Source organism: Vibrio sp. 10N.286.48.B8 (assembly GCF_003050085.1).
Taxonomy (GTDB): Bacteria; Pseudomonadota; Gammaproteobacteria; order Enterobacterales; family Vibrionaceae; genus Vibrio; species Vibrio crassostreae.
In genome coordinates this window covers 22,020-35,604 of record NZ_PIGD01000010.1, presented here as the reverse complement: position 1 = coordinate 35,604, position 13,585 = coordinate 22,020, and the positions used below count along the sequence as shown (strand labels likewise).

9 protein-coding genes are annotated in these 13,585 nt (G+C 44.5%); 4 read left to right on the top strand and 5 right to left on the bottom strand.

The features are described 5' to 3' along the window. Positions 1-29: 29 nt before the first annotated feature. Together CWO08_RS13000 and CWO08_RS12995 are read right to left on the bottom strand one after the other, a co-directional pair. Entirely contained in the window at positions 30-719 is a 690-nt protein-coding gene (locus CWO08_RS13000) for a DUF2786 domain-containing protein (protein WP_017059769.1), read from the bottom strand. A gap of 209 nt (positions 720-928) precedes the next feature. Next, complete coding sequence (locus CWO08_RS12995) at positions 929-1,612, bottom strand: DUF3334 family protein (protein WP_017059770.1); 684 nt, start codon at positions 1,610-1,612, stop codon at positions 929-931. A 222-nt stretch (positions 1,613-1,834) separates the two neighbouring features. On the opposite strand from CWO08_RS12995, the gene CWO08_RS12990 reads away from it, so the two are divergent. The 4 genes from CWO08_RS12990 to CWO08_RS12975 all read left to right on the top strand — a co-directional run bounded on the left by CWO08_RS12990 (position 1,835) and on the right by CWO08_RS12975 (position 9,232). Beyond that, positions 1,835-4,870 carry an FAD-binding and (Fe-S)-binding domain-containing protein gene (locus CWO08_RS12990; protein WP_108020595.1) on the top strand — a complete coding sequence of 1,012 codons (3,036 nt, stop codon included), beginning with the start codon at positions 1,835-1,837 and terminating at the stop codon, positions 4,868-4,870. Positions 4,871-4,937: 67 nt separating this feature from the next. Continuing rightward, a complete protein-coding gene (locus CWO08_RS12985; protein ID WP_108020594.1) occupies positions 4,938-5,399 on the top strand; it encodes an isoprenylcysteine carboxylmethyltransferase family protein in 462 nt (153 codons plus the stop codon). Between the two features lie 153 nt (positions 5,400-5,552). Then, complete coding sequence (locus CWO08_RS12980; RefSeq protein WP_108020593.1) at positions 5,553-7,187, top strand: trypsin-like serine protease; 1,635 nt, start codon at positions 5,553-5,555, stop codon at positions 7,185-7,187. Positions 7,188-7,576: 389 nt separating this feature from the next. Next, on the top strand, positions 7,577-9,232 hold the full coding sequence (locus CWO08_RS12975; protein WP_102530450.1) for a trypsin-like serine protease: 1,656 nt from the start codon (positions 7,577-7,579) through the stop codon (positions 9,230-9,232). A 93-nt stretch (positions 9,233-9,325) separates the two neighbouring features. Here the strand turns inward: CWO08_RS12975 and CWO08_RS12970 are convergent, their stop codons facing one another. From CWO08_RS12970 to hutU, 3 genes are all read right to left on the bottom strand, one after another. Further along, the gene (locus tag CWO08_RS12970) at positions 9,326-10,051 is read right to left on the bottom strand and encodes a DUF3581 domain-containing protein (protein ID WP_108020592.1); all 726 of its coding nucleotides are present in this window, start codon (positions 10,049-10,051) and stop codon (positions 9,326-9,328) included. A gap of 226 nt (positions 10,052-10,277) precedes the next feature. Next, positions 10,278-11,810 carry a histidine ammonia-lyase gene (gene hutH, locus CWO08_RS12965; protein ID WP_048669282.1) on the bottom strand — a complete coding sequence of 511 codons (1,533 nt, stop codon included), beginning with the start codon at positions 11,808-11,810 and terminating at the stop codon, positions 10,278-10,280. Between the two features lie 14 nt (positions 11,811-11,824). Then, positions 11,825-13,519 (bottom strand): urocanate hydratase, encoded by a 1,695-nt coding sequence (gene hutU / locus CWO08_RS12960; protein ID WP_108020591.1) that lies wholly within the window; start codon positions 13,517-13,519, stop codon positions 11,825-11,827. Between the last annotated feature and the right edge of the window lie 66 nt (positions 13,520-13,585).

The window sequence follows — 13,585 nt, the reverse complement described above, 5'->3', positions numbered from 1 at the left end:
TCAATACGCCGAAGTAATGTAAAGTGGCTCTATGATTTAGTTATCTTTTTAGCTGCCTGGGTACCGCCAACTGGTCGATTAACAGACAATTTACGACCTTTCTTCAAACCAACTTCATAATCGGCGGTGAGGTTTTTCATCGCTTCTCTCAGTTGCTGTTTGAACGTTTCACGGTCGATATTTTTGAATTCTTTATCAATGTAGTTATTGATCTTGTTGTTTGATTCGTCGTCTGGAGTAATGGTTGGCAGCTTTTCAAGTGCACCTTCAACCCAGCCTGAAACAAACGAGTTCACGCGGCGTGTTACTTCTAATGATCCTGTGCCAGAGCCAGCAAAGCTATTTCTGAATTGGCCGGTGTGTTCATTCAGCTCGCGATAAATGATATCGAAAGCGAAGGCTGCGAAGATCGCGCGGTCGGCTTCACCAATGAATTCAACGCGCTTGAGGCCTTTGTGATTCAGTAACACGGCTTCTACGCCAAACTTGGTGTTGATACCGCGAATAACGCGCAGCAGTGTAGAACTGATATTTGCAGGTAACAGGTGACTGGACTGAGTTTTCCCCATCTTGATAAATTCAATATCGTCTTTTTCGAGACCATATTTCAGCATCAAGTTATGCGCCATTTTTATCGCATTGGCAGCTTCATTGACGTTCGCAGAATTTCCAAGCTCAAGACACTTGGCAATTTTCTTTAGGGCTTTTTTCTTATCCATCGACAATTTAATCAGTACCGCAAATTTTTAAAAGTCCAACATTTTACATGTTTTCGCGGGTAACAGAAAGGCAAAACTGGTTTGATGAACAAGTGAGGTGGTGAACATTGGACTGCACGAGCCGGCTTGGTGACACAAACAAAAACGCCATCAAGAGTATTGATGGCGTTGGTGACTCGATTTTTTAGAATGACTAGAGCTTTCGCAAACTAGATACCCAGTTCATCGAGTAGATCTGCTGCAGAGTCATTGCCAGAGCTTTGAGCTGGCTTGTTCGCTTCTTGCATTTTTTTCTGAGTCGCCTCAAGAATGCTATCTGGACATTCGTCTTCTGCGATTTCAAATTCTTCCAATTGAATGAATTCGGTCTTATCCATCGCAAGCTCAAGGTAGAAGATGTTGTTATTGGCGGTAGAGAAGGTCACACGACGAGCTTGTGGACGATCGAGATTGGTATCAACAGAAAGGTTTACTTGCTTGTTCAGAGCCAGCATTTTTGGTTGGTTTTGGGTGATGTTAGTTTGCAGCTCTTTGCGGATTTTATTGGTGAAGTCACCAACCAATTGGTTCATCAACTCACCCAATACATCACCCACTTCGTCTGAAGTATGAAGCACAGCGAGCTCGTTTTCAGGCATGCCCATATTGCGCATGTAATTGGTGTAGATCTCTAACGCTGCTTTGGACGTAAAATTGATAACAACAAGACCAGAAAAGCCGCCGTCAAACAGAACGAAGCAACCAAAGTCTGGCTTTAGGCTTGTTTTGTTGATCTTTTGCACCATGGCTGAATAGGACACCTGAGAAGCCGTCGCTGAAGTAAGTACGCTTGAGACTGATTGGCATAGTTTAAGAAGGATATCTTCAGTTGTGACTGTTTTGTTTTTTTTCATTGTGATGTGCTCGTGGAGATGTCTTAAACAAAATGTTATTCAGTATATTACTACTGAAATAAGACGAAAGTGACTATTTCTCCATTCTTGCACTGAGATTCTGATTTGATCACCTTTTTATATGATCTTAATAGTAGTAAAGTGACGAAATTCAAAGAAAATTATTAAAAATCTCAGATAACCCAATGCTGATAGGATCAGCGAAGTAGGGGCAGGAAGCAAATGTTACCAAGACTTCAACTCAATGCTGATGTCGATCCAGTTGTCGTACGCTTTTTAGATGAACTAAAAACAGCGGGCTTTACTGGCGACATTGAATCTCAATATTCTAGCCGTTTGGCTGTGGCGACTGATAACAGTGTCTATCAGCAATTGCCGCAGGCGGTCATCCTTCCTAAAACAACGCAAGATGTTGTGCTTATCGGTAAAGTGGTTTCTAAATCTGCTTACGAACGTGTGACCTTTTCCCCTCGTGGTGGCGGTACCGGAACCAACGGACAATCTTTAACAAAAGGTGTCGTGGTTGACCTGTCGCGATACATGAATAAGGTTCTTGAGATTAACGAGAAAGAAGGCTGGGTAAGAGTTCAGTCTGGTGTCGTTAAAGATCAATTGAACGACGCTGTTCGCCCGTATGGTTACTTTTTCTCTCCAGACCTTTCCACAAGTAACCGAGCAACCTTGGGTGGCATGATCAATACCGATGCTTCGGGCCAAGGGTCATTGAAGTACGGAAAAACGTCTGACCATGTATTATCGCTACAAGCGGTATTCGCAGACGGTTCATGTTTAGAATCTGATTTATCACACGGCTTACCCGTTGAAGGTGAATTCGCTCACCATGCCCTTGCGGTGACTGAGGCTGTTTGTCGAGACAAGCGCGCTCAAATTCTTGATAAATTCCCTTCGCTGAATCGCTTCTTAACTGGTTACGATCTAAAGAATGCAATCAACGAACAAGACGATAGCTTTGACCTGACTCGCGTTCTATGTGGCGCTGAAGGTTCGTTAGCATTCATTACGGAAGCTAAGCTAAACCTAACGCCGATTCCAAAAGCGCGCACACTGGTTAACGTGAAATACAACACGTTTGATTCTGCATTGCGTAATGCACCGTTTATGGTGGAAGCGAAAGCATTGTCTGTTGAAACGGTTGATTCAAGAGTATTGAACTTAGCGAAGCAAGACATCGTCTGGCACACCGTGAGCGACCTGCTGACCGATGTTCCTAACAAAGAGATGCTTGGCATCAACATGGTTGAGTTTGCAGGCCAAGATGAAGCGGAAGTTGAACAACAAGTTCAAGCGCTGACCGCAAAACTTGAAACCATGGTAGAAACCGAAGACGCGGGTGTGATCGGTTTCCAAGTGTGTAGCGATTTGGCGAGTATTGGCCGAATCTACAACATGCGTAAGAAAGCGGTGGGTTTATTAGGTGCGGCGAAAGGCCGAGCTAAGCCAGTCGCTTTTGCTGAAGATACTTGTGTACCACCAGAAAACCTCGCGGACTTTATCTCTGAATTTAGAGTGTTACTCGATTCAAAAGAGTTGAATTACGGCATGTTTGGTCACGTGGATGCGGGCGTATTACACGTTCGTCCAGCATTGGATCTGTGTGACCCGATGCAAGAAGCCTTGATGCATGAAGTCTCTGATGAAGTGGTTAAGCTAGTGGCGAAATACGGCGGCTTAATGTGGGGTGAACATGGTAAAGGCTTCCGTTCTGAGTATGGTCCTGACTTCTTCGGCGAAGAGCTGTTTACCGAATTAAGACGCGTTAAAGCGGCATTCGACCCGCATAACAAGATGAACCCTAGCAAGATCTGTACGCCTTTAGAAAGTGACGCTGAATTGGTGAAAGTCACCGATACTAAGCGTGGTTTCTACGACCGTCAGATCGAAGTACAAGTTCGTGACAGCTTCAAGCAAGCGATGGAATGTAACGGCAACGGCTTATGTTTCAACTACGACACGAGCTCGCCAATGTGTCCTTCAATGAAAGTTACGGCTGACCGTCGTCATTCACCAAAAGGCCGCGCAGGCTTAGTCAGAGAATGGTTACGCCAGTTAACAGAGCAAGGCGTCGATATTCTCGATTTAGAGCAAGAAGCGCTGAAGGACAATACTCCGGTTAAAACCATGGTGGAACGTGTTCGTAATACAATGAACAAACGCCATGAATACGATTTCTCGCATGAAGTTCACGAAGCGATGAACGGTTGTCTTGCGTGTAAAGCGTGTGCGAGCCAGTGTCCGATTAAAGTTGATGTTCCGAGCTTCCGTTCTCGATTCTTAAACATTTATTACTCACGCTACCAACGCCCTGCAAAAGACTATTTAGTCGCCAACATTGAAACCATGCTGCCGCTAATGGCGAAAGCGCCAAAGGTTGTTAATGCTGCCTTGGGTCAAAAGTGGATACAAACCGCAACAGCGAAAACAGTCGGTTATGTTGATGCACCGCTTATGTCGGTCCCTACGCTTAAGAATCGTCTGGCGAGCAAAGAGCTGCAACTATTCGATATCCAATATCTAGAAGGGCTCTCTTCTGAAGAGAAGAAACAGCATGTGTTGATCGTCCAAGACCCGTTTACTAGCTTCTATGATGCAGAGGTGATTGAAGACTTCGTCACTTTGGCTCAAAAGCTTGGCAAAACACCGGTACTACTGCCGTTCAAACCTAATGGGAAAGCGCTGCACATAAAAGGCTTCTTAAGTCGTTTCGCTCGTGAGGCGAAATCGACGTCTGATTTCTTATCGATGGTGGCTGATATTGGTATTCCTTTAGTCGGTGTTGATCCTGCTCTTGTGCTTTGTTACCGCGATGAATACGTCGAGATTTTAGGTGACAAGCGTGGCGACTTTGATGTGCTTACCGTACATGAATGGTTAATGCCGTCGCTCGGTGATTTTGAAGCGCGTTCTGCAAGCGAAGAAATGTGGTACTTGTTTGCTCACTGTACGGAGAAGACCAAAATGCCAAACGCTGAAAAAGAGTGGGGCGCTATCTTCAAACACTTTGGCGCTGCTTTAACCAGCGTTCCTGTCGGCTGTTGTGGTATGGCAGGTACTTTCGGTCACGAAGTCGATAAGCTGCAAATGTCGAAAGACATATACGGTCTAAGTTGGAAGCCAAGGATGCAAGACTTACCGAAAGAGCGTTGCTTAGTGACGGGTTATTCCTGTCGAAGCCAAGTGAAGCGTTTTGAGGGTGAGAAGCTTGCCCACCCACTACAAGCGCTCGCAAAAATTATTTAATACATTTAGCCCAGCAATTGCTGGGCTTTTTTCTAAACTAACAATGGAATTGTTAATAAGGAAAGCTATGAGATTTCTTGAGTTAAAAGTACCACCCGTTGCACTTTTCATTATTGTATTTATAGCCTCGTACTTCTGTGCGCAGCAATTGATCCTAGGAGCAATTGCACTGCCTTATGGAATGGTTGTACTCGGTATCGGGATTGTATTGAGTGGTGTGATTGGAATATCAGGCATATTGGAATTTCGAAAACAGAACACCACCGTTAATCCGATCAAAGTCGAAACCGCCTCGGCAGTTGTGGACAGCGGTATTTTCGGTTACACCCGTAACCCAATGTACTTAGGGCTATTCATCCTACTGTTTTGCTTTGGCTACTTCTTCCAAAACCTGTTCAGCGTTTTACTCAGTTTTGTATTTGTAATGTACATGACTCAGTTCCAAATCAAACCCGAAGAGCGAGCACTAGAGCAATTGTTCGGTGCGGAATATGTTGATTACAAACAAAAGGTTAGGCGTTGGATCTGATGTGGATTCAAAGACAATTAAGTAATTAGATAAGAACTATTATCATTTAGTTTGAGCTTCATCACAAAAAAATATAACCAATGTTTCATATTGCGTTTTTATAAAATAGCCTGCGCATCATTATTAAACTATATAAAAGGCTAGGTAATAAAAATGGTTCAGGCTAAATGGTTGTCGCTAGGTATCTATGCAGTGAGTCTGTCTTCAACGTCGGTGTTGGCAGATGTTTCAGCTCGAATTATCAACGGTAAAGAAGCAACACAAGGCAATTGGCCATTTATGGCTGCGCTAGTCTCAAGGAACGTGAACGCTTATGACGGTCAGTTTTGTGGTGCGAGCTTCATTGGTGAGCGATATGTATTAACTGCCGCTCACTGTGTGGAAGGTAATGGTCGTGAAGATCTAGATGTGGTGATTGGCGTATCAAACCTTTCTGCCTCTCAAGCCGCACAACATAGATACGCTGTTGATAATATTTATGTACATGAATATTACAACTCTGCAGCGACAGGCAATGATATCGCCATTATTGAGCTCGCAGAAAAGCCAGCTGAGTCTGTGGTTAATCTCGTTGATGGTTATGTTCGAGGTAACCTAAATGATGGTCAGATGCTAACGGTGATGGGCTGGGGAGATCAGGACGCATCAGATGGTTATGCATCTAAGAGTGAACTATATCAAGTCAACGTTCCTTTAGTTAATCAGTATGAATGTAATAGCGTTCCTCACAGTGGCTATGCGTCAATTGGCAGTGATGCATTCTGTGCGGGATACAGTGATGGTGGTTATGACTCCTGCCAGGGTGACAGTGGTGGACCAATCGTTGTGTCGACAAATGGAACATATGAGCAACTGGGCATTGTAAGCTGGGGTAAAGGCTGTGCACAGTCCAACGCCTACGGAGTCTATACCAATATTAGCTACTTTGATGATTGGATTGATGAGCAGCAATCAGGGCTTAGTTACCGTCAAATTGAAATGCTTGGTGCAAAATTATTGGCGCCTATTTCACATACCTTTGAATTCACAAATAAATCTGATCAAAACATTGCAGTAAACCGTGTTTATCCAATTTCAGGTAATGATACTGTTATAACAGACAACGGATGTAGCATTTTAACTGCAGGGCAAAGCTGTGAAGTTGTGGTTAGTTTCGACCTAAACTCAATTGGTGAACATGAATTTGGTATTAATGTTGACACTGATTTATTGGTAGGTACGGTTACTTCAACTGCTTCTGTAATCGGAGCGAGATCTGTAACGGATACGGTGAGTTCATATGTAAGCATACCAAACAGTGGCGTCTACAACACACAAGCTTGGATTACAGAAGGTGATTCGCTGTCCTCACCGTCCATTAGCCACGGTACATCTACAGCGCTTATTGTTGAGGGGATTCCTTCTGGTACAGTTTCGTTTGACCTAACTGCATCGTCTGAAGCTGATTATGATTTTGTTGAGGTTTATATTAATGGTCAAAAACTTGATAGTGTCTCTGGTGAGTTTTCTGGTTCGGTCAACCTACCGATGGTGAGAGATTCCAATAATAGCTTCATGATTACCTATGTGAAAGATTGGTTTGGTTCCACCGGAAATGACAAAGCTACGGTCAACAACTTCTCTTATACAGATGAGATAAAGATATCTAAGTCTGAAGGAACGCAAAACGCAAAAAGCTCAGGGGGCGGTAGCGGCGGCTCGCTGTCTTGGCATTGGTTATTTGTGCTTTTAGGCGGTGCGACTGTACGTAAGTCATTTTCACCACTGAAGATGAAAGGTGATCAGTAAGCTATACCACTAACGCTAACTTAAGACTGATAGCCAACCTATCACCTTTAGTTAAACGAGAAAAGCCCAGCTGGATGAAATCAGCTGGGCTTTATTGATCTGAATTCACGGTTATAGCTAACTCCGATTTCCGTTTCTAACTTGGTTTCAATCAGTGCCAAATCAAACCAGAAGAGCGAGTACTAGGCAATTATTCAGTGCTGAATATGTTGATTACAAACAGAAGGTTAGGCGCTAGGTTTGATTTGTTAATGCAGTTAATAAGCTAGCTATTCACTAATGTTTGAAACCTATTCAAGGTAAGCCATATTTTGGTGTGCTTACCATTTATATTTATTTTTTATCAAATAACCTGTCCGTTATTATTAAAACAAATGAAAGGTTAGGTAATGAAAGTTATCCAAACAAAATGGCTGCCATTAAGTATTTATGCGGTTGGCCTCTCTTCAATGCCGGTGTTGGCAGATATCTCCCCTCAAATTATCAATGGTAACCAAGCGGCAAAAGGTAGTTGGCCATTCATGGTCGCGCTTGTTTCAAAAAACATGGATGCCTACGAAGGGCAGTTCTGCGGCGCAAGTTTCATTGGTGAGCGATATGTACTCACCGCAGCGCACTGTATCGAAGCAAGCAGCAACCAAGATTTTGAGGTTGTCATTGGTGTCTCTGATCTTTCTTCGCCCGACGTAGAGCAGCATCGCTATTCTGTTGAGCAAATTTATGCCCATGAAAGTTATACTCAAGAGCCTGCGAGTAATGACATCGCTATTATTGAGCTTAATGATAAGCCCACGGAGTCTGCGGTTAACCTGGTCGATGGTTATGCTCGTGATAACTTGAATACAGGTCAGATGTTAACTGTCATAGGTTGGGGTAACCAGAATTCATCAGAAGAGCAATACTCATCCACGAGTCAGTTACATCAAGTGAATGTTCCGTTAGTTAGTCAGCGAGAATGTAACCTTGGTCAAGGAGACGGATATTCAGATATTGGCTCTGATGCTTTTTGTGCCGGTTACAAAGAAGGCGGACGCGATTCATGTAGCGGGGATAGCGGCGGTCCAATCATGTTGTCCACCAATGGTCACTACGAACAGCTAGGTCTTGTGAGTTGGGGAGAAGGTTGTGCACAGCCAAGGGCATACGGTGTCTACACCAACATAAGCCACTTTGCTGACTGGATAGGTAAGAAGACGGCAGGTTTTAGTTACCAAACTAAAGCGATGCTTGGTGCTCGATCTTTGGGCCCAATTGAACACAAGTTTGAATTTACGAACAAATCTGATCAAGAGATTAAAGTAACCAACGTATCTTTAGCTGTCGCCACAGACGATCCCATAACCTACAATGGTACTGCGATCATAAAGAGCAATAGTTGTACGACGCTATCGCCGAATGAAGGCTGTGATGTGGTTGTAAGCTACAACATAGATTCAGTGGGTAATCATGATTTTGGTATCAAGCTGTCAACCGACTCATTAGCCGGTGTGGTGACATCAAAGGCATATGCTATTGGCGCGAATGTGGTTTCTGATGCAGTGAATTCACTCGTCACGATACCTAAGAATGCAGTTTACAGCACAGAAGCTTGGGATGTTGAAGGGGATACGATAGCTTCACCGGATATTAGTAATAGCCAGTCCACCGCATTCATTGTTGACGGAATCCCAGCTGGTACCGTGTCTTTGGATCTCACCGTCTTTTCTGAAGAAGATCGTGACTATATGGAGATCTACATTAACGGCTTTGAAGTCGGCGCGTTTGCGGGGCAATTATCTGGGACTGTTGAACTGCCAATGGCGAGAGCTAAAGACAATAGCTTCATGATTGCGTACAGCAAAGATGAGGTGGGGACCGCAGGGCATGACAGAGTGACCATTAAGAACTTTGCTTATAGTAATGAGATTAAAGAGTTAAGCTTGGTTGAAGACCCAATCATCAAAAAGACAGGTGGTTCAATGGGTTGGTATTGGCTGGCGATGCTGTTAGGTGGCACGATGATACGTAAGTCACTTTCGTCATTGAAGAGGAAAGGTACTCAGTAAATACCGGTGACTTATATTAATATCTATTGTTTAGAATGAAAAAAGCCCAGCTTGATACCTCAAGTTGGGCTTTTTAATTCTGTGTTGGCTTACTTAAGCGGCAGCTGCGAACTGAGCTAGAAACATCTCTTTACGTTCGTTGAAGCGGTTTACTAGGTCATCGACAGAAGCTTGGTCGTATGGCTTAAGGCCACTTGCTACCATGCGTTTCACGCCTTTACCTACCACTTCGCCGTCCTCTTTGAAATCGAAGTTCAGTGTCACGATGCCACGCTTGCCTTCAACATCAAAAGTCGCACCAGAGAATTCAACTTCTGGGTGAGATAGGTCTAGGCGAGTAAATTCAACTTCCATGCTCTCGTAAATAACAAGAGGGCGTTGGCAGTTGATCATCATCTGTTGCTCTTCCATAAGAGGAACCATGATGTGTGGGAAGTTCATACCAGAGAACTTAACGTAGTTTGTTACTACGTGTTCGATGAATGCTTGATCGTGGCTTTTCTCACCTTCACAAGACATGTGTAGATACTCTTTGCCTTTCTCGTCAACCAATGAGCTTTCTTTTTCACACTTGTTGTCAACGCTAAGCGCAATACCGTTACCAACCATACCTGAAAAATCAAAACGTATTTTTTGGCTGATGCCTTCTTTCTGCAGAAGAACTGCAAACAAAAGATCGCCAGGCACGCAGAAGCGCTTGTTGTCTTCATCGTGAATTGGGTTGAAGTCAGCGGCTACTTTTTTAGCAAAGTGGCTAGCCTGTTCACGAGTGAATTGAAATTGATTGCCTTCAGTAGAAAAGTAAGGTGTCAGAAACATAGTATCGCTATTAGTCATCAAATCTGGGGTGGATTATAGCTAACTAACTTCGTTCTAATGGTCTATCCAGTTAACTTTGCTTATATATCAGTTAATTAGATAAATACATTGGATGGTATGTGACGATTTTAAGAGAGATATGGCCTCTGGCTCAATGCAACAAGGGCTAATCGATAGCCCTTGTTTATATGACACTCTAATGAGTGTTGTTCAGAATGTTTTTGCTTTAAAAGCTACACAAAGTGCCTTCTGGCATTAGGTGATTATGAACGGATAATTTGAGCAATAAGTTCGCTTGTTCAATATCCGGTGCAAAATATCTGTCTTTGTCGTAGAAGCTGACTTTTTCACGCAAAATCTGTTTCGCTTCTTCCACACGAGGAGAAGATAGATTCGGAGCGCGGAAGTCTAGCCCTTGTGCTGCTGCTAAATATTCTACAGCCAATATCCCACGGGTATTTTCAGCCATGTATCTAAGTCTACGTGCTGCGAAGGTTGCCATTGATACGTGGTCTTCTTGGTTTGCTGATGTCGGAAGACTGTCTATTGACGCAGGATGCGCTAAGGTTTTGTTCTCACTTGCTAATGCTGCTGATGTTACTTGAGCAATCATAAAGCCTGAGTTTACGCCGCCGTTATCGACCAAGAAAGGCGGTAGTTTGCTTAGCGCGCTATCAATCAGCAGCGCCATTCTTCGTTCTGACAAGCTACCGATTTCAGCTATTGCTAATGCAAGGTTATCGGCAGCCATTGCGACGGGTTCTGCGTGGAAGTTACCCCCTGAAATAATGTCGCCATCGTCAGCGAAAACTAACGGGTTGTCCGATACCGAGTTCGCTTCAACATTTAAAATTTCAGCTGAATTACGAATCTGCTGTAAGCAAGCACCCATCACTTGAGGCTGACAACGCAGTGAGTAAGGGTCTTGAACCTTTTCACAACAAGTGTGTGATTCACCAATCTCACTCTTTTGATCGAGCAGATGACGGTAAGCAAGTGCTGCATCCATTTGGCCACGGTGACCACGAACGCGATGAATACGCGGATCAAACGGACGACGACTACCCAGCGCGGCTTCTACAGACATTGCACCACACACGGTTGCCGAAGCGAACAAGTCTTCCGCTGCGAATAGACCTTCTAATGCAAAGGCCGTCGATGCTTGAGTACCGTTTAACAGCGCTAAACCTTCTTTAGGAGCAAGTGTGATTGGCTCAAGGCCAGCGATCTGCATCGCTTCTAAACCTGTAATGATCTTACCGTTGTGGCGTGCTTGGCCTTCACCTAGCAGAACGGTACTCATGTGGGCGAGGGGAGCAAGATCTCCAGATGCACCTACTGAGCCTTTCTGTGGTACACATGGGTAAACTTGAGCGTTCACAAGATCGATAAGTGCATTGATCACCTTGAGGCGGATACCAGAGTAACCGCGAGATAAGCTGTTAATTTTTAACACCATCATCAAGCGCACAGTTTCATCAGACATGAATTTACCAATGCCCGCCGCGTGAGAAAGCACGATACTTTTCTGTAGTACTTCTAAATCTTCAGGGGCTATTTTAGTATTCGCTAATAAGCCAAAACCTGTATTGATGCCATATACCGTGCGATCTTCAGCAATCACTTGCTCGACAACCTGCATGCTCGCTTCAATATCAGGGATAGCTGCAGGGTCGAGTGACAGGTTCACAGGGCTACGGCTGATTTTACGCAGTTCAGATAGGCCTAGTAGTCCTGGCTTAAGTAATAAATTCAACATGTTATCTCCAGACATTAAAGGCGACGAAGTTCTTCGTTCAACATAGGTAAATCAAGCTTCTGTTCTTTCGCACACTGCTTGGCAATATCGTAACCCGCATCAGCATGACGCATTACGCCAGTTGCAGGATCATTGTGAAGTACGCGAGCAATTCGCTGTGATGCATCTTCACTACCGTCACAACAAATCACCATACCTGAGTGTTGCGAGAAGCCCATGCCAACGCCACCACCGTGGTGTAAAGAAACCCATGTTGCGCCGCCTGCAGTATTTAGAAGGGCGTTCAATAGAGGCCAATCTGATACGGCATCTGATCCATCCATCATGCCTTCTGTTTCACGGTTCGGGCTTGCTACTGAGCCTGAATCTAGGTGGTCACGACCGATAACAACGGGTGCTTTAAGTTCGCCATTCTTAACCATTTCATTGAATGCTTGGCCCAAACGTTCACGATCTTTCAAGCCAACCCAACAAATACGAGCTGGTAGGCCCTGGAACTGAATGCGTTCACGCGCCATATCTAGCCAATTATGTAGATGTGGGTTATCTGGAATCAGTTCTTTTACTTTTTGGTCTGTTTTGTAGATGTCTTCTGGGTCGCCAGATAGGGCTGCCCAACGGAACGGACCGATGCCTTCACAGAATAAAGGACGAATATAGGCAGGAACGAAACCTGGGAAATCAAATGCGTTTTCTACGCCTTCTTCCTGTGCCATTTGGCGAATGTTATTACCGTAATCTACAGTCGCAGCACCTCGATATTGTAGGTCGAGCATCGCTTGAACTTGAATCGCCATCGATTGTTTCGCGGCTTTCACCACTTTTGCTTCATCAATGGTGCGCTCTTGCGCTGCTTTTTCCATTGTCCAACCTTGCGGCAAGTAACCGTTCAGTGGATCGTGGGCAGATGTTTGGTCGGTCACTACGTCAGGCGTGATGTTACGTTCGACTAACTCTGGGAAGACGTCTGCGGCGTTACCTAATAAGCCAACAGAGATTGGCGTGTCTGACTCTTTAATCATAGCCATTGCTTCATCTAAGCTGGTGGCTTTTTTGTCTACATAGCCAGTACGTAAGCGGTAGTCGATTCGTGATTCATCACACTCAACCGCGATCATTGAGAAACCAGCCATTGTTGCCGCAAGAGGTTGAGCGCCGCCCATGCCGCCAAGGCCGCCTGTGAGTACCCATTTGCCGTTTGCTTCGCCTTGGAAGTGTTTCTTCGCAATCGCGACAAAGGTTTCATAAGTACCTTGAACGATGCCTTGTGAGCCGATGTAGATCCAGCTACCTGCGGTCATTTGACCGTACATCATCAAGCCTTCTTTATCGAGCTCGTTGAAGTGCTCCCAGTTGGCCCAATGTGGAACAAGGTTAGAGTTAGCGATCAACACGCGAGGTGCGTTTTTATGAGTCGGGAACACGCCTACAGGTTTACCTGATTGAACAAGCAGCGTTTGGTCGTCTTCTAAACGCTCTAATACTTCAACAATCTTGTCATAACATTTCCAATCACGCGCTGCGCGACCAATACCACCATACACAACCAGTGCATGTGGGTGTTCTGCCACATCAGGGTCTAGGTTGTTCATTAGCATACGCAGTGGTGCTTCTGTTAACCAAGATTTAGCGCGCAAAGTGGTGCCATGAGGTGCGCGAATTTCGCGAGTCGTGTCGAGACGAGGGTCACTGTTGTGGTGTTCCGTCATTTTGGAATTCCTTCTGTTTCACGTTATATCGTTGTAGTTGTAGTTGTAGTTGTAGTTGTAGTTGTA